This is a genomic window from Micromonospora sp. NPDC006766 (assembly GCF_040636055.1).
Lineage (GTDB): Bacteria > Actinomycetota > Actinomycetes > Mycobacteriales > Micromonosporaceae > Micromonospora.
This window is the reverse complement of the sequence record NZ_JBEYIX010000001.1, coordinates 102,664-121,013: the sequence shown is the minus strand read 5'-3', so window position 1 is coordinate 121,013 and position 18,350 is coordinate 102,664. Positions and strand designations below refer to the sequence as shown.

Annotated in this window: 26 protein-coding genes; 2 read left to right on the top strand and 24 right to left on the bottom strand. The window is 68.6% G+C overall.

The window, feature by feature from the left end:
• The 4 genes from ABZ671_RS00790 to ABZ671_RS00775 form a co-directional block, all read right to left on the bottom strand.
• On the bottom strand, positions 1–1,164 hold the full coding sequence (locus ABZ671_RS00790) for a phage protease (protein ID WP_357849085.1): 1,164 nt from the start codon (positions 1,162–1,164) through the stop codon (positions 1–3).
• A 58-nt stretch (positions 1,165–1,222) separates the two neighbouring features.
• Entirely contained in the window at positions 1,223–1,507 is a 285-nt protein-coding gene (locus tag ABZ671_RS00785; RefSeq protein ID WP_357850572.1) for an endonuclease VII domain-containing protein, read from the bottom strand.
• Positions 1,508–1,947: 440 nt separating this feature from the next.
• Positions 1,948–3,273 carry a hypothetical protein gene (locus tag ABZ671_RS00780; RefSeq protein WP_357849082.1) on the bottom strand — a complete coding sequence of 442 codons (1,326 nt, stop codon included), beginning with the start codon at positions 3,271–3,273 and terminating at the stop codon, positions 1,948–1,950.
• A 3-nt stretch (positions 3,274–3,276) separates the two neighbouring features.
• Positions 3,277–3,603 (bottom strand): hypothetical protein, encoded by a 327-nt coding sequence (locus tag ABZ671_RS00775; RefSeq protein WP_357849079.1) that lies wholly within the window; start codon positions 3,601–3,603, stop codon positions 3,277–3,279.
• 101 nt (positions 3,604–3,704) lie between these two features.
• Here ABZ671_RS00775 and ABZ671_RS00770 point away from each other — a divergent pair, with 101 nt between their 5' ends.
• The gene (locus tag ABZ671_RS00770) at positions 3,705–4,817 is read left to right on the top strand and encodes an RNA-guided endonuclease TnpB family protein (RefSeq protein ID WP_357849076.1); all 1,113 of its coding nucleotides are present in this window, start codon (positions 3,705–3,707) and stop codon (positions 4,815–4,817) included.
• A 120-nt stretch (positions 4,818–4,937) separates the two neighbouring features.
• On the opposite strand, the gene ABZ671_RS00765 is transcribed toward ABZ671_RS00770, so the two are convergent.
• Positions 4,938–5,171 carry a hypothetical protein gene (locus ABZ671_RS00765; RefSeq protein ID WP_357849073.1) on the bottom strand — a complete coding sequence of 78 codons (234 nt, stop codon included), beginning with the start codon at positions 5,169–5,171 and terminating at the stop codon, positions 4,938–4,940.
• Positions 5,172–5,421: 250 nt separating this feature from the next.
• On the opposite strand from ABZ671_RS00765, the gene ABZ671_RS00760 reads away from it, so the two are divergent.
• Positions 5,422–6,687 carry a DUF559 domain-containing protein gene (locus tag ABZ671_RS00760; RefSeq protein ID WP_357849070.1) on the top strand — a complete coding sequence of 422 codons (1,266 nt, stop codon included), beginning with the start codon at positions 5,422–5,424 and terminating at the stop codon, positions 6,685–6,687.
• Between the two features lie 9 nt (positions 6,688–6,696).
• Here ABZ671_RS00760 and ABZ671_RS00755 read toward each other — a convergent pair whose 3' ends face one another.
• The 19 genes from ABZ671_RS00755 to ABZ671_RS00665 all read right to left on the bottom strand — a co-directional run bounded on the left by ABZ671_RS00755 (position 6,697) and on the right by ABZ671_RS00665 (position 18,335).
• Entirely contained in the window at positions 6,697–8,748 is a 2,052-nt protein-coding gene (locus ABZ671_RS00755) for a DUF935 family protein (protein WP_357849068.1), read from the bottom strand.
• Positions 8,745–8,945, bottom strand: a complete 201-nt coding sequence (locus ABZ671_RS00750) for a hypothetical protein (protein WP_357849065.1) — start codon at positions 8,943–8,945, stop codon at positions 8,745–8,747. Before ABZ671_RS00750 ends, ABZ671_RS00755 begins: the two co-directional genes overlap by 4 nt.
• 14 nt (positions 8,946–8,959) lie before the next feature.
• On the bottom strand, positions 8,960–10,471 hold the full coding sequence (gene terL, locus ABZ671_RS00745) for a phage terminase large subunit (protein WP_357850569.1): 1,512 nt from the start codon (positions 10,469–10,471) through the stop codon (positions 8,960–8,962).
• A complete protein-coding gene (locus ABZ671_RS00740) occupies positions 10,356–11,294 on the bottom strand; it encodes an HNH endonuclease (RefSeq protein ID WP_357849062.1) in 939 nt (312 codons plus the stop codon). Before ABZ671_RS00740 ends, terL begins: the two co-directional genes overlap by 116 nt.
• Before the next feature lie 99 nt (positions 11,295–11,393).
• Positions 11,394–11,831: a hypothetical protein gene (locus ABZ671_RS00735; protein WP_357849058.1), complete on the bottom strand. Its 438-nt coding sequence runs from the start codon at positions 11,829–11,831 to the stop codon at positions 11,394–11,396.
• A gap of 417 nt (positions 11,832–12,248) precedes the next feature.
• A complete protein-coding gene (locus tag ABZ671_RS00730) occupies positions 12,249–12,650 on the bottom strand; it encodes a hypothetical protein (RefSeq protein ID WP_357849055.1) in 402 nt (133 codons plus the stop codon).
• A complete protein-coding gene (locus ABZ671_RS00725; protein WP_357849052.1) occupies positions 12,647–13,459 on the bottom strand; it encodes a hypothetical protein in 813 nt (270 codons plus the stop codon). The genes ABZ671_RS00730 and ABZ671_RS00725 overlap by 4 nt, the downstream gene beginning before the upstream one ends.
• Positions 13,460–13,582: 123 nt before the next feature.
• Positions 13,583–13,948, bottom strand: a complete 366-nt coding sequence (locus ABZ671_RS00720; RefSeq protein ID WP_357849049.1) for a hypothetical protein — start codon at positions 13,946–13,948, stop codon at positions 13,583–13,585.
• Positions 13,949–13,965: 17 nt separating this feature from the next.
• A complete protein-coding gene (locus tag ABZ671_RS00715; RefSeq protein ID WP_357849046.1) occupies positions 13,966–14,133 on the bottom strand; it encodes a hypothetical protein in 168 nt (55 codons plus the stop codon).
• The gene (locus ABZ671_RS00710; RefSeq protein WP_357849043.1) at positions 14,130–14,486 is read right to left on the bottom strand and encodes a hypothetical protein; all 357 of its coding nucleotides are present in this window, start codon (positions 14,484–14,486) and stop codon (positions 14,130–14,132) included. The genes ABZ671_RS00715 and ABZ671_RS00710 overlap by 4 nt, the downstream gene beginning before the upstream one ends.
• Positions 14,483–14,938, bottom strand: a complete 456-nt coding sequence (locus tag ABZ671_RS00705; RefSeq protein WP_357849040.1) for a DUF6221 family protein — start codon at positions 14,936–14,938, stop codon at positions 14,483–14,485. Before ABZ671_RS00705 ends, ABZ671_RS00710 begins: the two co-directional genes overlap by 4 nt.
• The gene (locus ABZ671_RS00700; RefSeq protein WP_357849037.1) at positions 14,935–15,246 is read right to left on the bottom strand and encodes a hypothetical protein; all 312 of its coding nucleotides are present in this window, start codon (positions 15,244–15,246) and stop codon (positions 14,935–14,937) included. Before ABZ671_RS00700 ends, ABZ671_RS00705 begins: the two co-directional genes overlap by 4 nt.
• Positions 15,243–15,515, bottom strand: coding sequence for a hypothetical protein (locus ABZ671_RS00695; RefSeq protein ID WP_357849033.1), 273 nt, complete (start codon positions 15,513–15,515; stop codon positions 15,243–15,245). The genes ABZ671_RS00700 and ABZ671_RS00695 overlap by 4 nt, the downstream gene beginning before the upstream one ends.
• Entirely contained in the window at positions 15,512–16,537 is a 1,026-nt protein-coding gene (locus tag ABZ671_RS00690; protein WP_357849030.1) for a hypothetical protein, read from the bottom strand. The genes ABZ671_RS00695 and ABZ671_RS00690 overlap by 4 nt, the downstream gene beginning before the upstream one ends.
• Positions 16,530–16,838: a hypothetical protein gene (locus tag ABZ671_RS00685; RefSeq protein WP_357849027.1), complete on the bottom strand. Its 309-nt coding sequence runs from the start codon at positions 16,836–16,838 to the stop codon at positions 16,530–16,532. The genes ABZ671_RS00690 and ABZ671_RS00685 overlap by 8 nt, the downstream gene beginning before the upstream one ends.
• Complete coding sequence (locus ABZ671_RS00680) at positions 16,835–17,164, bottom strand: hypothetical protein (RefSeq protein WP_357849024.1); 330 nt, start codon at positions 17,162–17,164, stop codon at positions 16,835–16,837. Before ABZ671_RS00680 ends, ABZ671_RS00685 begins: the two co-directional genes overlap by 4 nt.
• The gene (locus ABZ671_RS00675) at positions 17,161–17,364 is read right to left on the bottom strand and encodes a hypothetical protein (protein ID WP_357849021.1); all 204 of its coding nucleotides are present in this window, start codon (positions 17,362–17,364) and stop codon (positions 17,161–17,163) included. Before ABZ671_RS00675 ends, ABZ671_RS00680 begins: the two co-directional genes overlap by 4 nt.
• A gap of 2 nt (positions 17,365–17,366) precedes the next feature.
• Entirely contained in the window at positions 17,367–17,555 is a 189-nt protein-coding gene (locus ABZ671_RS00670; RefSeq protein WP_357849018.1) for a hypothetical protein, read from the bottom strand.
• A 3-nt stretch (positions 17,556–17,558) separates the two neighbouring features.
• Positions 17,559–18,335, bottom strand: a complete 777-nt coding sequence (locus tag ABZ671_RS00665; protein WP_357849014.1) for a hypothetical protein — start codon at positions 18,333–18,335, stop codon at positions 17,559–17,561.
• Positions 18,336–18,350 lie beyond the last annotated feature (15 nt).

The window sequence follows — 18,350 nt, the reverse complement described above, 5'->3', positions numbered from 1 at the left end:
TCAGTTGGCCTTTCCGTTGTAGGCGAAAAGCTTGTCGGCTTCGGCGTCTTCCAGCTCTTCCGCGCTGGCCTCCTGGCCGGTGTAGCCGGGGGCGGTGGTCGGGAACTCGGTGTTCGGGGCGAGCGAGGCGAGGATGTCGGTGATGACGTCGGGGGCCTTGTCGTACCGCTTCTCCCAGCTCTCCCGGGTGGCGGGCTTGATGCGGCCCGTGCGGACGGCGTGTTCGAACAGGGCCTTCTTCGTGTCGGCCGCCGCCGCCGCCTTGATGCCGGCCAGCTCACCGGACAGGCGGCTGATCTCGGCCTTCATCTCGTCGGTCGCGGCGGTCGCGGCGGTGGCCGCGTTCACCTTGTCGGCCTTGGCCTTCAGGTCGTCGATGGCGGCCAGGACGGCGTCGTCGTCGGCGTCGTCGGGTAGGCCGAGCCGCGAGCGCGTGTCGTTGCTCAGAGTGGACACAGGGTCCTCTCCCTTCGGTTCGGTGTTGGGCTCCGGCTCGGCGGCCGGGGGATCGGTGGGGTTGTCCCCGCCGTCGGGGGCGGGGTCGGGGTTGCCGGTCGGACCGGGGTCGGCCGGGTCGGGGGTCGGGTCGGTCTGGGGTGCCGGGTCGGCGGGCGGCGCCGGGGTGTGGACCGGCGGCGGCCCGGACGGCGGCGGGTCGACCGGCGGCGCCGGCTCCACGGCAGGCCGGGACTCGTCCGCCGACGCGAACACCAGCCGCGACGCGGCCACCTGCCCGTCGTCGGCGGGCACGTAGGCCGGGCGGACCTTCTGCGGCGGGCCGAACGAGATCTGGTCGTCGTCGATGGTCACCGGTACCCGCACCAAACTGCGGTCGGTGTTGTCCATGACGATCACCTCGTCAGGGGCGGCCTCGACGATCCACTGCTGCTCCGGCGGGCTGGTGGCGTTCCACGCCTGGTGGATCCGTTCCGCCAGCGACGGGTTGGGGTTGGGCATGTTGTCTCCGTCCGTTGCGGCCTCGACCGAATCGCCGAAATGGATGTCCGCGCCGACTCCGATGGGGACGACACGGCGGCGGCCAGCGCTGTCCTCGGCGATCAGGTGATCCAGGTCGTTTCCGATGCTGATGAGCTTCTGTTCAGGCGCGGCGGATTCCCAGCTCGCCCGGATCAGCTTTTTCAGGTCCGGTTTAGGCGTACGCAAAACCCGCCACCTCCCTTCGGGTTGTGGCGGGTTGCGGTAATCGGAGTCAGGGCCGGGGTTACGACTCCAAGTAGGCGAGAGCTCTTCTTAGCCTCGCCGGGTCGTCTTCGAAACGACCAAGTGCACTGTTGCACAGGAAACAGAGAAGTCCTCGCGCCTTGCCTGTTACGTGGCAGTGGTCTATGGCGAGACGCTTTTCGGGTCGCGCTCCGCAAATGGCGCAGCGGCCATCTTGTTCTTTGAGCTTCGCTTCGTACCACTCGACGGTCACGCCATACCTCAGCGCGTACCGTCGGTTACGCCCGTGCTCGCTCGCGTTGTACTTCCTACCGCGAACGGCCATGCAGGGGCGGCAATCCGAGATCGGTGCGCCACCCCGGTTCTTGCGTGGCGTGAAGTCGGACACCGGTTTCCAGACGCCGCAGGTGTTGCAGCGCTTCTTGCCGTCCACCACGGCCGGCGTCGCCGGGCGTTGCCCGTCTCGACGTCGCCTCCCGGTCTGCCCGCACCGTTCGGTGCAGTATTTAGCGATCTCCGGGCGGTTTCTGGGTGTGAACATGCTGCCGCACGTCGCGCATGGCACGGGGTCTATGACCCTTGCCGGCTTTCGCGCGGCCTGCCTAACGCAGGGTTTGCAGTGTGAACTGAATCCGTCGCCTCGTTGGTGGGCGTAGAACTCGGCCACCGGGCGGGTCTCGCCGCACTTGCTGCAACGCTTCGCCCCGCCGACGGCTGGATTCAGCACCTTTGGCATAAGGCAATTCTATCGAATGGCCAAAGGCCTCATCCCGGCCCCACCGGGTTTTTGCCCTTTCGTGAGCCAGGCCAGAACCCGAACACCGCATGGAAGAACGACGAAGCGATGCGCTTCGCCCGTTCCGGGTCGACGTGCTTACGCAGGTGCTTGTAGAGGGACGTCCACGGGTGCGGGTGGTCAGCCCACTTGGCCAGCCCCTCGGGTGTTTCCGTCCAGTAGTGCTTGAACTGGTTGTGGCCGGGGATTCCCGCCGCCACCGACTCGCCGTCGTCGTCCCACTGGTCATCTGGATTCGGTGGGATGAGCGGGATGTCGATGTGCTCCCCGGCGAACGCGATCCGCAGCCGGTCGAACACGACCGGGCCGGTGCGGTCGATCAGGTCGGTGATCCGGCCCGAGTCGGGGGTGTAGATGAGGGTGAGGTGGGCGTGCCACGGCTTGTGCTGATCCGGCACGTTGACCCCGGCCACCGCGTCTAACACCAGCTCGTGCACCACGTCCAGGTCCGACCCGGACATGCCGAGGACGATGCATGGATCCCAGTCGGTGCGGCCGGGGTTGAACAGGGACACGGCGAACGCGTCTGCCTGCACGGTGGGCATCCCGTCGATGCCGGCGGCGATGGCGGCGATGATGTCCTGCCGGTCGGCCGGGGTGATGTCGGCGGCGGTGCCGAGGTAGGCGAGGGTGACGTGCAGCTCGTCGACCGGTTCCCCGCCTTCGACGGCGAGGCGTTGCGCGTCGGCTTCGGTGGGGATGAGGGCGACCATCGCCCCGGTGTGCACCGGCGGATCGTCCTCGCCCTCGTCCCCGGCGTCGTCGGTGGCGCCCACCGCTGCGACGATCCGCACCTCACCCTCGGCGGGTTCCCGGCCGGCGGCGATCCCGTACAGGGCCTTCACATCGTCGAGGCTGTGCAAGGCGGTGAGGGTCGACACCCCCGGCGGGGTGACACCGAGCAACGCGACCGCGGTCAACACGAACGGGTGGGTGTGGCCGAGACCGCACCGCGCGTTGTAGGTGCCCTCAACGGACCGGTTCGGCCAAGCCGCAGCTTGCACGTCGGTCAGCCAGGCCGGGGCGACCTGGTCGGCGATGAGGGTGTGCCCGCCGTCGGCGACACGCAGGTTCTCGTACCAGCCGATCGCCGGTTCCCCGTCACCCGGGGTGAACCGGGTGTCCGTGTGCCCAATCTTGATGATCGGTTTGCCGATCGCCGGGCAGGACATGGCGGCCACAGCGGCGGCCAGATCCTCGCGGGAGGCATCCCACTGGCCGGTGGAAATGCTCCACCTGCCAGTACGGATCAGCTCCACCCCGTCCCAGCGGGCCATGTCAACGGTTCCGGGCATCCGTTACCCCTCCCGTTCCGGCCAGTGCCAGGTGCCGCCAGCCGGGTCGTGACCGTCGCGGGGCTCGTCGTGGCGGCAGGCCACCGGGCCGGCACCGTTGAAGAACAGGCCGGTGGGGTTGAGTACCGTCAACGCCACCGCGTCGTCGTAGAACCACTGCTCCAAGCGGCGGATCGGCCGATCCTCGCTGCGGCTGTAGCCGTCCGTTTCCTCAACGGTGACCCACTGGCCGACCTCGGTGACGATGGCGGCCCGGCACTGGCTGCGGTACTCGCCGCCGGGGGTGCCGAAAGACGTGTAGTGCACGATGCGTCCGACGGTCGGCTTCATCCGAGTGGCGGCATCGCAGTTCGGTGGTCTGGGGGCCGAAGCCAACACCGCTCCCTCCCCTCAAAGGCTGTCTTACATAAACGGGTGATAGGATGTGAGGTATGGCGGAGGTGGTGAAGCGGGCATACAAGTACCGCTTCTATCCGTCCCCTGAGCAGGCTGAGCACCTGAACCGGACGTTCGGCTGCGTCCGCCTGGTCTACAACCGGGCGCTGGAGGCACGTACCCGGGCGTGGGCGACTGCCAGGCAGCACACCACGTACGTGCAGTCGTCGACTTGGCTCACAGAGTGGAAGCAGTCCGGCGAACTGGCGTTCCTCAATGAAGTGTCGTCGGTGCCGTTGCAGCAAACCTTGCGGCACCTTCAGGCCGGGTTCGCTGCCTTCTGGGACAAGCGATCCCGGTATCCGAGGTTCAAGTCCAAGCGCAAGTCGCGGGCGTCGGCGGAGTACACCCGGTCAGCGTTCCGCTGGCGTGACGGCCGACTCACGCTGGCCAAGATGAGCAGCCCACTGGACATCGTGTGGTCGAGGCCCCTGCCCGAGGGGGCGGAACCGTCCACGGTCACGGTGTCCCGGGACACTGCCGGCCGCTGGTTCGTGTCCCTGCTCGTGGAGGATCCCACCGTCAAGCCGCTTCCGCCTGTTGACGGCGATGTCGGCGTGGACGCGGGGATCACCGCCCTGGTCACACTCTCCACCGGGGAGAAGATCACCAACCCTCGCTACGAGCGCTCCGACCGGCGCAAGCTCGCCAAGGCGCAGCGGGACCTGTCCCGCAAGGAGAAGGGCTCCGCGAACCGGGCCAAGGCACGACTGAAGGTGGCCCGGATTCATGTCCGTATCGCCGATCGGCGGCGAGACCATTTGCACAAGCTGACCACTCGACTCGTCCGCGAGAACCAAACGGTCGTGATCGAAGACCTCAGCGTGCGCAACATGCTCCGCAATCACAAGCTCGCCCGCGCCATCTCCGACGCGGCCTGGTCGGAACTGCGGAACATGTTGGAGTACAAAGCCGCCTGGTATGGGCGAACGGTGATCGTCGTTGATCGGTGGCTACCGTCGTCCAAGGCTTGCTCGGCCTGCGGCTGGATCACTCAGGTCATGCCGCTTAATGTCCGGTCGTGGACCTGCCAGAACTGCGGGGCAGCCCACGACCGGGATGTCAACGCCGCTAAGAACATCCTCGCCGCCGGGCTGGCGGAGAGGTAAAACGCCTGTGGAGGGCCGGTAAGACCCGACCCGCGGAAGCGGTGATGGCACGGCCCGATGAAGCAGGAATCTCCTCGGGCAACCGAGGAATCCCCGCCCTTCAGGGGGCGGAGGAGGATGTCAACCGCCACCCGTCCTCTCTTGCTCGGTGGGGTGGTGGAGGGTGCCGTCGTACTCGGGGGCGTAGGTTGGCCCGTCGGCGCGTTCGAGGACGGCGGAGAAGCCGGTGGCGGTCACCCGGTCCAGGCGCGGGTCACGGGTCCGATCCCACAGGTGCAGGGCCTTGTCGGCGACCTGATCGAGGGGGCCGTCCGCGTCGATGACAATGCTGTGACCGCCGGTGGTGATCTCCACCCGGGCCATCAGTCGGTGACCGGGTAGTAGAAGCCCCGGCAGCGGATCCCGCCCTCACACGCCCGGTAGCGGCCCAAGCCGAACAATTGGTCACCGCCTTTGCAATCAGTGAATCAAATCGCAAGACAAGCGACGGAAGTGCTTATCAGCAGACGGGGAACCGCCCAAAGTGGCGGTAGAATTAGCTATTAGTTGTCCCGGCGGCGCTGCAACGCCCCGGGACCGGCCGAATCCCAGGAGGGGGACCGACATGGGCGAGTCTACGCCCAAACACCGATGCGGCGACTGTGGTGCCGCCATCAAGACGCCAACCGCGACAAGGTGCAAGTCTTGCGCCTCACGCCGAGCGATGCTGAACAAGTTTCCGCCACGGCCATGCAAGACCTGCGGACAACCTATGCTTAAACGCAACCGGACAAGGGCGGTCTATTGCAACAAGGCATGCAAGTTCAAGGACCCTGAGCTGCGGTCCAGGATGCATCCCCCGCTCAACCGGATCTCCAAAACGTGCCCAGCGTGCGGCAAGACCTTCGCGGTTGCCGTCTCCATGTCGGGCCGGTACACCCACTGCTCACGCGCCTGCTCACGATCACGAGGACGAGACGAAACATGCGCGAGGTGCGGCAGAGCCTTCCGGCGCTCCCAGCATGAGACGAGGCGTCACTGCTCCGAGGAATGTAGACGCCCGCCGGTCCATATCACTTGCCTGCACTGCCAGCGGAAATTTAGAACCACGCCCAGTGAGGCGACGGTCCGTCGATACTGCTCGGTCGAATGCTACCGAGCATCGAATGCCGAAACCACGATCGAAAGCATCGTGAGGCGAAACCTAGACGACTACGGTGTGGCGTACCAGCCGCAAGCAAAGGTTGGTCGCTGGACCGCTGACTTCCTCATCGGTCAACGCATCGCGGTCGAGGCGGACGGCGACTACTGGCACCGTCTGCGCCCCGACGTTGACCGCCGCAAGAACCGCGATTTGACCAGACGCGGACTGTCGGTCTGGAGAATCACCGAGGCGGAGATCGTGTCACCCGCGTTCCCGGCGGTGATCCGGCGACGGCTGGATGCCTACCAGGTGTTCGCCGGCCCACTGCCGCCCGCGGATCTCCTGCAACTGCTTCAACCAGCGAGGCAAATGTCAACCGGTGCGACGCATCTTGGCCGGCAGCCCAACGGGCGACCCTGCGGAGAACGAAACCACCGCGCCGTTCTGTCAGCGCAACAGGTTGCCGAAATTCGGCGCAGCAACGAGCCGTCCACGCGCCTCGCCGCCCGCTACGGCGTTGGTCGTTCCACCATCTACAACATCCTCACTGGCAAGACCTGGGCGCATGTGCCCGGACCCGTCCGCCAGCCCAAGGTGAACCGGCTGCCGCTCTCCCCGGAAGACGTGGCAACCATCAGGTCCAGCGCCGAGCGGGGACGCGACCTTGCCGAGCGGTACGGTGTGGCACCACAGGTCATCTGCCGCATCCGTCGAGGACATCTGTGGGCGAAGCCGCGCCTGAGGTGAAAGGACGGTTTACGCCGTAACCGGTATGAGGAAGCCCCGACAGCGGCTTCCTCCGAGGCATAGGCGGTAACGGCCGGCAGGGTAATCCGCGAGAGCTTCGGCGAGAGACCCGTAGGTCTTGCCGTTTACCTTGCGGCAAGGTTTACACGTATTTGGGCCTTCCGCTTCTTCGTGCGCCCGGAACCGGGTGCCGTCGGGTAGGTCACCGAACACCTGCTCGCGGGCTGCCCCCTGCACGGTGCCGGCGGCAGCGGACACGTTGCCCGCAACCAGGCCGGACGTTTTCGCCCGGGACAGGTCTGCGAGGGCCGTGGTGATGGCGTCGCGGACCTGTTCGACGGTGCTGCCTGTGCCGGCCTGCCCGATCGCTACCCGGGTCGCCGCGGACTGGTAGCCGGCGACGATCAGGTTGACGGTGGCGTTGGCGGTGTCGGTGACCCGCTGCCGGGTCGCCTTGTCGAGGGTGACCCGGACCTTGGCGATGGGGGCGGCTTCGGCGGCTGCGCGTCGCGCCGACAGTACGGCGAGGTCGAGTAGTCCGCCGGTCACCAGGGCGGTGAGGGCTGCGGTTGCGGCGGGTGGGACGGCCAGGGCGGCGAGCCCGGCCAACGCCCCGCCGGCAGCCTCGGCGGCTACGGCGGCGGCGATCGCGGTAACCAGCGGCCCGGACTTTGTCTCCCAGCCGGCGGTGATTTGCTCGACGGCTTGGGCGTAGTCGGTGTCGAGGGCCTGATAGTCGACGCCGTTTGGTGCGGCGGCGGCTACTTCCTCGCCGGGCGGTGGCGGTTCTTCCTGGGTGGCGGGCCGGTCAGGAAGACGGGCCGGTGGTCCGGCCGGCAGGGATCGGGGCGCGTCCGGGTCGCGTTGCGGTAGCCGGTACTCCCGCCGCACCCACTCTTCCAACTTCGGGTCAACCGACAGCGCACCGGCGGCGAGGAGCTTTTGCAGGGACTCGGCGGTGATCTCCCGCCGCGACCCGATGCCGGACACGACGACCTTCGGGCATAGCTCGTCGGTGCCCCAGTTCCAGTCGACGATCCGTGCCGCGCCTTGCCGGGTGATGGTGTCGGCGATGGCCTCGGCTTCGGCTTCCAAGGCGAGAGTCCAGCTATCGACGAAGCTTTCACCCAGGGCTCGGGCGCCGGTCTCGCTGGTGCCGAGGTCGAGGTGCGGCATCAGCACCGACGAGCTGATCTCCTGGTTGAGGAGGCGGATGAAGCCGGGCGTGTCGGGGATGTTGCCGGACAGGCCAACGATCTTCAGGACGAAGCCGGGCGGGGCTGCCGCGCCGGCCTGGTCCCCGGCGCGGGCGGCGGAGGCCATGCGTTGCGCGGCGGCGAACTGTTCCGGGGACGGGTTGGTTCCCGGCTGGGCTTCCATGACCGGCACGCCGGCACCCCACCGCCTGTTAGCGATGGCGTTGACGCGCATCATTTCGCGCTTCAACAACCACGGCGCGTACGCGGCCCGCAGCAGCGACGTGCCCTGCCAGGCCGCGCCCTCACGGTCGCGGGAGTAGAAGACGAGCTTGTTGGCGGGGATCTGCGGTGTGCCCCGGGCGTTGGTGTGCTGCTGGTCGATGCCCAGTAGCGCGCCGGTGGCCGGGTCGGCGTGGATCGCGGTGATCGTCGCCGGTAGCCGCTCGGCGAGGACGGCGAGGCGGGCTAGCCCGTCGTCGCCGATTTCGGCTTGCATGGCGAACGGGTAGTGGCCGAACGTCAGTGACCGCAACGCCGACCGGAGGTGGTCATTCCAACTGACGCCGCGCAGCTTGTGGCCGGTGCCGTCGTCCTTCCCGACAACGTCTAGGCCGAGGCTGTCCGCGACGAGCTGGGTGACTTCGGGCCGGCAGCCGGTGCCGTCGAGCTGCCACTGCGCCCGCCGGATCTGCAAGCTGTAGCCGGCGAGGACGGCGGCCAGCCGGGAGTCGTGGCGCATCTTCGCGTACACCCAGACCGACGCCGGGTACAGCAGTTCGGGAATGTGCTCGTAGACGTCGGTGACGATGCTGCCGTACTGCGCGTCGTCGACCATGCCGAGCAGGCGGGTAGGGGCGTTCACCAGTCACCCCCCGGCGTGATGACGCCTCGCCGGAGCAGGTCGTCCACGACCGCGACCATGAGCGCGCGGTTGTTCGCCGGCACCTGCGCCCACGGCTTCGCGCTGGCCTCGCGGGTCCGGTAGCCGTGCTCGGGGGCCTGCCGCTCGTAGCTCTCGTGGAAAGCTCGGGCGATGCGCTCGGCGTCGTGGGCGGCCACAGGTCACCCCCTGCCTACAGTTCGACTTTGTTCCAGTCGATGTCGTCCGGGTCCGGCGGTGGCGGCGGAACCGGCGGCGGCGGGGCGGGCTGGGTGATCGCCACCCTGGTCGCGAGGCTCCCCGTGTCAACCATGTCGTCATGCGCGGCGGCCGGGAACGAGGCGTGCTCAGCTAGCCAAACGTCGAGCCATGACGCGCCGGCAGGTAGCCATGCCCGCCCGGACGCTACCCACGCCGAGTACGGCAGGGCACGGGAGAACTTGTCCGTCTCGGCTTGAATCGCGGTGATCGGCACTCCCGAGTTGGCGGCCTCCCGCACCAGCGTCGTCCCGTACTGCGACCCCTCCACAAAGATGGTGTCCAACCGCCACCGCTCCACCAGGGGTCGGGCGTGCTCGAAGTGCCGCTCGCCGCCGATCTTCGCCCGCACCATGTCCAACAACACGAGGTCGCCGGAGATGGTGCGCGCCCACGCGGCAATAACGGTGTAGTCGGCTGAGGTGCGGGTGGAGTTGGCCAGGTCGATCGTCGCGAACCGCCAGCAATCCCGCAGGTCCGCGGTTTGGGTGCCGAGGGTGATGCGGTCCCCGAAACGGGTGTAGTAGCGCCACCAAAGCCGTTTGAACAGGCCACCCTCGGCAGGGGCGGGACGACCCATATAGAGGGCAGCCCACACGTACGGGCCAACAGACCGCTTGATGCCTTCCCAGTCGCGGTTGCCGCGCGCTGAGATCATGTACTCGCCGGGCCGACGACCGAGCGGGTCCGGCACGCCGTCCTCGGCCTGTGCGGGGATGTTAATGACCGTCCAGCGTCCGCCGTTTTCCTTGCGGCCCTCGTGCTGCAACAGCCACCCGGCAGCGTCTTCTTCGTGCCATCTGGTTTGCACCAGAACCACGCGGGCGTCTGGCCCGAGGCGGGGGATTGCTACGCCTTGCCAGAAGCGCTGGAACCGTTCGCGGTAGGTGAGGGACTGCGCTTGTTCGAGATCCTTAATTGGGTCATCGATGATCATGAGGTCGCAGGCGCGGCCGGTACTTGAACCAGCCACGCCCGCAGCGAACATCCCACCCCGGTTGCCGTCCACCTGCCATCGCCCCGCAGCGCGGGAATCCGACCGCAGTCGCACCCCGAGGTCAGGCCCCCCGTCGTCGCCGGTGAACGTCTCGAAGTCGCGCTTAACCTCAGCGCCCCACCGCCTGGCGATCTCGTCGGCATACGAGATCATGATACAGCGAGTAGAGGCGTCGACCTGACTGAGAACCCACGCTGGGAACCACCGCGAGATCGTGGTGGACTTCGCTTCCTGCGGTGGCATGCTGACCATCAGCCGGTCGATCGTGCCGTCGGCAAGCTTCACCAACGTGTCGTTGATCAGGTTGAGGGCTGGCGTCCGAACGATCGTCCGATCAAGATCCTGCGCCATGTCCAGCGGTGACGCCCACCTGCGGGGACGCCCTTCGAACAGGCTCGCAGCGAATTCCCAAGGCGAGTTGTTCGAAGCGATGGCGGCCGGCGACGCCACGTTCACCTCCGAAGCGTTCCGCGAGTCGTTTCTTCGCAGCACGCCGCCGAGGTGCGTTCACAACCTCCCTGCGGCGAAAGTCAGCCAGCAGAAGGTCACGCTTCGCCGAGTTGCACTCCAGGCAGGCGGGCAGCACGTTGCCGATGGCGTGACGGCCGCCCCGGGCCAGCGGAACAACGTGGTCCATCGCGACGCGGTCAGGCTTGTCTCCGCAGTACGCGCATCGGCCGCCGTACCGGTTAACCAAGCGTCGCCAGTCTCTATCGGAGACCCCGACGCTGAACGGGTTGGCCTCAAGCCGGACCCGGCGCCGATTGCAGGCGTTCGAGAATTTCCCCGGGTTCGCCTGCGCCCATTTGCGATGAGCCCTAACACGTGGGTTGGGGATGCAATCCGTCCCGCAGTACTTCTGGTCTGAGCGTCGCGGGGCATACCAAGCCCTGCACGTGGTGCAACTGCGTGCAGGCAGGACCGCCCGCCGTCGTGCGTCCTGCTTACGCCAGTTGCACTCTGACGAACAGCAGACAGCGTCACTGCGCACCGGGGTAAAGACCACGCCGCAAGCGGCGCAGGCGCGAGGCTGTTGGGGGATCTGCCATCCGTTGTCTCGCCGCGCCGTGTAGTAGTGGCGCGAGCAGCGTCCGCGCTTCAGTCGAGACGGGGAGCATGTGCCATCGTCGTCAATGCAGCGAGCGCGACTGGGGTCCAAGCGCTCACGCTGATCCCTAAGCGCCGCTTGGCACGGCTTGCACCGGGTCGACTTGTTGCCCCGGTTGCTGATGTCCGTCTTGCAATCCACGCACCTGCGGGTACGCTTCGCCATGTCGATCCTGCTTCCATCAGGTCGGCCACAGCCCGGGGGTGTTAGCGCACCCGCCGGGCCCTATTCGTTATGTCTGTCCGATTTTACCAGGTCAGCGCCTTACGCGACCGCCCGCAGGTGGCGCGGAACCACCTCAGACACCCGCGCCGACTGCTCCGGCGTCAGGTTGAGATCGCCCAAGATCCGGCGAATCACCTCGGCCAACATCGCGCCCTGCCGTTCGGCAAGCCGCACCTGCCGCTCGGCAATGCCCGCCGCAACCGCCTTCGCGGCGAAGTTCGCAGCCCGGTCGCGCTCGTCGGCTTCCAGCTTCGCAATAGCTCGGACATACTCGCCGGTCTTCACCGGGTCACCTTCGGCGGTGACCGTGTAGGTGTCGCCGGTGAGCGCCTTCCGCAGCTTGCCATCCTTCTCGGCAACGATGCTTTCCAGTTCGGCGGCGTAAGCGGCAGCACGGGCGGCGGACTGCGACACGAGCCTTAGCAGCAGCTCACCCGGATCTACATGCGTGTCGCCGAGCCCCCAGTTGACGACCACGCTCCGGACTGCTTCTTCGGCACGTATCGCCACAACGGCCCTACCCATGTGCTTGCGGCAGGCAGGCGGTTCGGTGCCCCGGACGGCGAAGGCTCGGCAGGGCTGGCGGTCGCGCTGCCGCAGCTTGCTGCACCTAGGCGCATTGTCGCGGCCGGTGGTGTTGGGATTTGGGTTCGCCATAGAGGTTCGTTTCGTTGAAGAGGTCCGTCTCGCTTGGGCGTTGCGACCAGAGGCCCCGGCCCGCCCGGGGAGGTGGGTCGTGGGCAGAGACAGGCGAAGGCCCGCCGGACCGTGGGGTCGGGCGGGCCTGTAAGAAGTTTGGGTGAACCGCCGAACCGGCAGGTCAGGCGGGATTTGGGCAGACGGATTCAGCGCGAATGTAACGGGCGGCGTCACGTCGGTGCAAGCCGGGGTCGGTTATCGGGTGTGTCGGGCGCGGATGAGGGCGGCGGCTTCGAGGACTTTCCCCGCGAGGTAGACGGTTTCCCGGCCGCGTTTCCCGAACCGGGGGAGCACCTTCCCCTCCCCGTCGCGGCGGTCGAGGCACGCCCAGTCGCGGATGGTGCGGGGGGTGACGTTGACCAGGGCGGCAGCTTCGGCGGTCGTCAACTCCCGGTCAGGTTCGATGATCTCCGGGCGTTCGAGCATCCATGTCTCGCCGAAGCTGGCGGCGGTCTCGTCGGCCTGGTCGCTCAGGTCGGGGCGGGCGGCGCGTAGGTGCGCCCGGTACATGCCGGCGACGCGGCGGGCGCGTTGGGTGGGCCCGTCGAGGTGGTTGGGCCAGCGCGGGTTGGTCTGCTTGTCGTAGTCGGGAATCACGGGGTGGTCTCCGCCGGCTGCGGGGTGTCCCCGGCCTGCTCAGGGTTGTCGGCCTGCTCATCGGCGGGGTCGGGGGCGCCCGGCCAGCGCAGGGTGAGCAGATACGTGTCGTAGTCGGCCTCCGACCGGTGCTGCTGGCAGCGGTCGCAGAACACCAGCGACTCGTCGCCCTCGTAGCGGGGTTCGGCCCGGTACAACGGTCCGTCGAGGTCGTCGGTGTCCCGGCCGTCACACGCCCAGCAGTCGCCGGGCACCCAGCGGGAACGGTGGGTCCAGCCGAGCATGGCCCGTGCGCGTGCCCGCAGGCGTTGCAGGTGTTGAACGGCCTCCCAGCCGGTGACCGCGGTGGGCTGGTCCTCACACCCGGTCGGGTACACGTCGGTGGCGGGTAGGGCGGCGAGGAGCCGGATACGGGGCCGCAGGATGGTGATGGCGCGTTGGACGGCCGGGCCTTGGCGGGTGAGCGCCGGCAGGTCGGCGAGCCGGCAGACGGCGCGGACCTCGGTTTCCCAGGTGGTGAGGGCGTGGTGGATTTCCCGCTGCAACGCCTCCGGTGCGCCGCGCAGGGGCATGGGCGGGTCGCGGTGGCGGTTGGGCTGCCCGGACGGGGCCTGCGACAGGGTGGGCATCTGCTGCTGTTCGAGGTCGAGCCAGTCGTACAGCAGGGTGCCGAGGTCGCGGCTGGCGGCGGCGAGGCACGGGTCGCAGTAGGGGTCGCGGTGGCTGCCGGTCCATGCGGGTTGCCGGGTGGTGCGGTCGTAGCCCTTGCAGTGGGTGTCGGAGATGCAGGGGCGGGTGGTGTCGGTCATGGGGTTGATCTCCTGCGGGGCAGCGTGCGGCTACTCTGGGCGGTGATCACCTAGACCATGGGGGTTCGGGGGGATCGTTCGGGTGCCGGGCGGGTCGGGGGGCCTGCCCGGCACCGCCGTTTTTCAGGCGGCCGTACGGGATCGGCTGGTGTGCACAGGCCGGTTGTCCCCGTCGCGTTCGCTGAGCAGGTAGAAGGTCTTGCCGCCGTCCGTGCTGAACGCCTCCGAGTTGCGGCGGTTCTGCCACAGCGCATGGCCGGACATTTCGGAGACGTCATGCCACTCGTCGGGGTCATCTGTCAGCGGTGACAGGTTGCCGTGCTGAAGCAGGGTGGTCAGCTGGTGAATGGCGATCCCGGCGGAGCCACCAGAGTGACCGTATGAGGCGAATGCGGCCACCGCGGCGATGATTGACTGGGCGTACGCGGGGTCCTCGGCGAACTGGCCGCACAGTTCCAGCTCGCGGCGGGCGTGCTCAACAAGGGACATCGGGTCTCCTTCGGGGGTTACTGCGGGTTGGCGTCACGCCACCGCCGCATCATGGCGGCGGCCTGGTCTGGGGTGAGCCAGTGGGTGCAGGGGTAGGCGGCGACGATGCCGCAGCTTTTGCGGAGCCGGGCGACCGGTACGCCGCAGGCGGGGCAGGGCAGACGGGTGTCCGGGGTGCTGGTCACGACAGCGGCCCCTGCGGCTGTGTGGGGAGCGCGGGCCGTTCCGGTTCGGGTGACCAGGTGGCGAACAGCCGGTGGAACGCCTGCTCGTAGGTGTCGGCGACGACCACGGTGTATCGGTGCATGCCGACGGTGAGTTCGATCCGGTGCGGGCCGGCGTGGTGGTACGGCGGCAGGCCGCCCAGCATGGTTTCGAACGGGTCTTCCTCGCGGGTGAGTTCCGCGCCGGAGAGATCCTTGGAGGCGTACACGGCGACCTGCCCGTTGCCGACGGGGGTGCCGAGGACAATCCAGGCCGGGCTGGGCTGGCCGTAGTCCGCTCCCCGGACGGCGGGTGGCTGGTGGTGCCGGGTCACGCCGGCCGCCACTCGGTGCGGTAGCCGGGCCGGCCGGCGAGCGGCGAGGCCAGCAGGCGCAGCGTCTGGCACGGTGCAAGGACGTAGGGCGCGACGAAGCCCTCTGGCAGGACATCGGCTTGCCCGACAGCCGGGTTCCAGTCGGTGTGCTCGGCGTTCTGGCAGCGTCGGCAGACCTGCGCCTCACCCCTGCCGTTCTGATCGTGCGGCCACTCGACCGTCTGCCACTCCGGGGCGTGCTCGGCAAGGATCAGCCGATCGGATTTCAGTTCGGCGAGGCGCTGGTGGCACGCCTCCTCGACTTTCGGCCAGTCGTGCCAGCCGGGGATGTACTTGCCCAGCAACTTCGGATCTTTCAGGGTCAAGATCGTCTGCTGCGCCCAGTAGAGCAGCTCGCGGGTGCTCGCCTCGGCGGTGTCGATCTCCTGGAGCAGCCACGTCACCAGGGTCACGCTGACCTCCATGCGCTGCGGTTGCTGGGCTTACGGTCGGTGGCGAACCGGGCGACGAGCCGCCGGTAGTCGACCAACGCCCGGGAGGCGCGTTCGTCCATCGCCCGGTAGTGGTCGCGGACCTGCTCCACCTGCTCGCTGGTTAACCAGTCGCCCATGGCCTTGTCCTGGTGGTGGACGCGGATGCGGGTGATGTGCCGGGGGTCCTCGCCGTCGAGGTCGAACACGGCCGCCCCGGCGGGCACGGTCGGGTCGACGTGGACGGGGATGGCGAACAGGTCGGCCAGCGGTTTCGGCTCCCAGCTCACGGGGTCGCCGCCGCGTCGGGTTCGGCCTGCGCGGTCTCGGCCTGCGCGGCTTCGGCGGCGGCCAGCAACGGTTCGACCTGGGCGCGCAGCTCGTCCCACGCCCGGACGATGTCGTCCTTGTTGGCGGCGGCCATCGCCGCCAGTGCGGCGAGGATGGCTGCACCCTTAGTGTCCCGGGTGACGGCGATCACGGTTCGGGTCGGCTGGGTGACCCTGCCGAAGATGGTGGGGATGTGGTCCTCAATCTTGATGGTGATGCTGGTGCTCATGGCCGCTCCGTCGTTGTGTAGTAGCCGGTGGCGTGGCCCGGATCGGGGGTTAGCCCGTCCCGGGGGGTGTAGCCGACCTCGCGCCACGCAAACCGGTCGTCTGGGGCGGTGCCGGGCGGGGTAACCCGCAGGCGGGCCGGGGAGGGCGGTGGGGGCGGCATGATTGCGCGGAGCAGTTGTTCCTCCATGCGGTCCCACTTCCGGCGTAGGCGCTCCGCGGGGTCGTAGGCGGCCTCCAACTCGGATTCCGACACCACGATCACCTGCCCGTACTTGCGGTCACCGACGTAGGCGGTCAGCCGGTAGTGCCACTCCCGGCCGGAACGCCGGTCGACGATCCCGATGCTCATGTGCAGCACCGGCCCGGGGTAGGGCTCGCGGCAGTGCGGGCACACCTGGCAGACCTCCACCTCGACGAGGGAATCCACCACTCCGGCGGCAGTCCAAAACCTCCTGAAGTTGGGACGGGGGTCGGCGAAACGGCGGGCGTCCATCGGTTCGCCGTGCCGTCCGCAGGCACGGCACCGGCGTTCCCAGTTCGGGATCCCGGGCCGGGCTTGCGCTGCGACGCGCTGGTAAATCTCGCGGGGTCTCTCGACCGGGTCCACCCTCGGGTGGCCGGTCCCGCCCTCCGGTGCGGTGTTGGCCGGGTTAGTCAGCTCCCGTTCGAGCCGCAGCCACAGGGCGTTGGCCTGGTCGTGATCGGCGTCTGCGGCCAGATCAGCGCCGACAAACCGGTGCCCGTCGTCCACACGCAGGTGCATGCTGTCGGTGCCGTCGTGTTGGAACATCTCCCGCCAGAAGCGGCCGGAGCGGACCCGCCCGCCGAGGCTGGTGAGGCCGGTGCCGGCGGCGGCGGTGACCAGGTCAGGCCGCCACCGCATCGCGCTGTGCCCGGTGTGCGGGCCGTAGTGGGTGGGTTCGCAGTCCGGGCCGCAGTATGCGGAGCCGGGGCGGGGTGGGGCGCCGCAGGGGCAGAGTCCGTCGATGGCCCGGTCGATGCCGGTAAGGATGTCAGTCACCGTGTGTTGCCTTCCGGTGGTGTCGGCCCGGGATTTCGTCTATCCGATCGTGGCACTGGGTGATTTCGTCGTTCATGTTGGGTTCGTTGTCCTCCCTGTCGAGCAGGTCCAGCAGGGTTGGGCCGGGAGTGGCGCGCGGGGTGGTGACCCTGACCCGCCGGATGCGCCGCCGGGTCGGGATGAGGCCGCGCTTACGCGCGCACTTCTCCCCGTATCCCCCGTAGAGGCGGCCGGTCGGCACTACGGTGTGGCAGCCACGGCAGTACGCCGGGGCCGGGCCTGGCAGCAGCGGCGTGGTCACCGCTGCTGCCAGGTGGCCGTGAGCGCCCGGTCCACGATGCCGATGAGCCGGTCTACCCGTGCCCGTTCGTGTTCGTAGTCGGCGCGCTGCTGCCGGCCACCGGTGGTGTTGCCGTAGTGGTCGGCGAGGGCGTCGAGCAGCGCCATGGCCAGGTCGTCGGTGAGTTTCATCGACGCCTGCGGCATGTCCGTGCCGGCGGGACGGACCTCGTCTGCGGTCTGCTCGAACCGGAGTTGCTGGGTATGGCCTTCGCCCATCCGGCGGCCGATCTGGATGGCGATGCCGTCCCAGCCGGCGTCTGGGGTGATCGTTACCCGCCAGGTCATGTCGCGTTCCGTTCCGTGCACTCGGCGCAGCACAGGATCAGCATGATCACCCCGTCGCGGGGGACCCGCCTCAGCCGCAGCGCCTCGGGTGGGGCGTCCCCGTAGCAGGCGGTGCCGATCCGGCAGCGGCCCGGCAGTTCGCCGGTCTTCCCGCCGGTCTGCGGCTTGTGGGCGGCGGTCTTCGCCGGGGCGTTGGCCACGGTCAGGCTCCTTCCGGGTAGCGCTCAACGTCGAAGGACAGGACGTTGTCGAGGGGGATGTAGGTGCGGGGCAGGTCGCGGCCGATCACCAGGCAGCGGAACGCGGCGTCGACCCGCCAGCCGCGGTTGGCCGGGTAGTAGCGGCGCTGATGGTCGGCGTACTCGACGGCAAGCTGAACGCGGTGGGACACCTGTCAGTCCTCCGCCTGCTCGGCCCGCCGGGCGGCGACAGCCTCAGTGAACCCGGGCGTGCACGAGCAGTTGCCGACTCCGCAGCACTGGCCGGTGCAGACGTACGACTCGCAGTCGCAGCCCTCCACCTGCTCGGCCGGGCCGACGATGCGCCGCAGCTCGTCAACCGCCTCCGCGAGCGTCGGTCGGGTACTGACGGCTGAGGCGACAACGACGCCGGTGGTGAGTCCGCTTGGCCCATGGTGGAGGCGGCGGGCGGTTATCTCGTAGCCGGCGGGCTCGCCTAGGGCGGCGTCGTCGGCCGGCTCGTGCGCGCAGTGCGTCGCGGAACCGGGGCGGGCCTGCGGCTGCTTGGACATGTGGCGGTGCCGCAGCGATGGCCAGGACATTTCCAGCACTCGGCCATCGGCGTAAAGCCGTGCCAGCTCGGCGCGGGCCTGGTCTCGCTCCCGCTCGGCTTTCTCGGCGCGGGCGGTCGCGGCGGTCAGTTCCTCCGGCGCCAGTCTGGCCAGCGTCTTGGGGACAACTGCCGCGAACAGGTCGGCGGCATGGGTCGCGTCGGCGGGCTTGATGCCGAGGGAAACCAGCGCCGTGCGGAACGCGGACCGACTTTCGTTCATGTCATGGGTGAGATCGGCGGGGCTGGCGGGTCGCCAGCCGGCGGCGGCCGGCGGGTTGGACGTGGTGGTGGTGTCGGTGCACGGCTGGCCGGTCGGGTGCTTGCCCCGGTGGACGGTGTAGCCGTGCGAGCAGGCGGGAGCTTGGCTGACGGGGGGCATGTGTTCCTCCTGGGT

Bases quoted from the DNA above. Each gene is read 5' to 3' on its own strand.
- ABZ671_RS00695 (WP_357849033.1), bottom strand. From the start codon at position 15,515: ATGAGCACCAGCATCACCATCAAGATTGAGGACCACATCCCCACCATC.
- ABZ671_RS00725 (WP_357849052.1), bottom strand. From the start codon at position 13,459: ATGACCGACACCACCCGCCCCTGCATCTCCGACACCCACTGCAAGGGC.
- ABZ671_RS00775 (WP_357849079.1), bottom strand. From the start codon at position 3,603: ATGAAGCCGACCGTCGGACGCATCGTGCACTACACGTCTTTCGGCACC.
- ABZ671_RS00665 (WP_357849014.1), bottom strand. From the start codon at position 18,335: ATGCCCCCCGTCAGCCAAGCTCCCGCCTGCTCGCACGGCTACACCGTC.
- ABZ671_RS00785 (WP_357850572.1), bottom strand. From the start codon at position 1,507: ATGGCCGTTCGCGGTAGGAAGTACAACGCGAGCGAGCACGGGCGTAAC.
- ABZ671_RS00780 (WP_357849082.1), bottom strand. From the start codon at position 3,273: ATGCCCGGAACCGTTGACATGGCCCGCTGGGACGGGGTGGAGCTGATC.
- ABZ671_RS00770 (WP_357849076.1), top strand. From the start codon at position 3,705: ATGGCGGAGGTGGTGAAGCGGGCATACAAGTACCGCTTCTATCCGTCC.
- ABZ671_RS00680 (WP_357849024.1), bottom strand. From the start codon at position 17,164: ATGACCTGGCGGGTAACGATCACCCCAGACGCCGGCTGGGACGGCATC.
- ABZ671_RS00760 (WP_357849070.1), top strand. From the start codon at position 5,422: ATGGGCGAGTCTACGCCCAAACACCGATGCGGCGACTGTGGTGCCGCC.
- ABZ671_RS00720 (WP_357849049.1), bottom strand. From the start codon at position 13,948: ATGTCCCTTGTTGAGCACGCCCGCCGCGAGCTGGAACTGTGCGGCCAG.
- ABZ671_RS00740 (WP_357849062.1), bottom strand. From the start codon at position 11,294: ATGGCGAAGCGTACCCGCAGGTGCGTGGATTGCAAGACGGACATCAGC.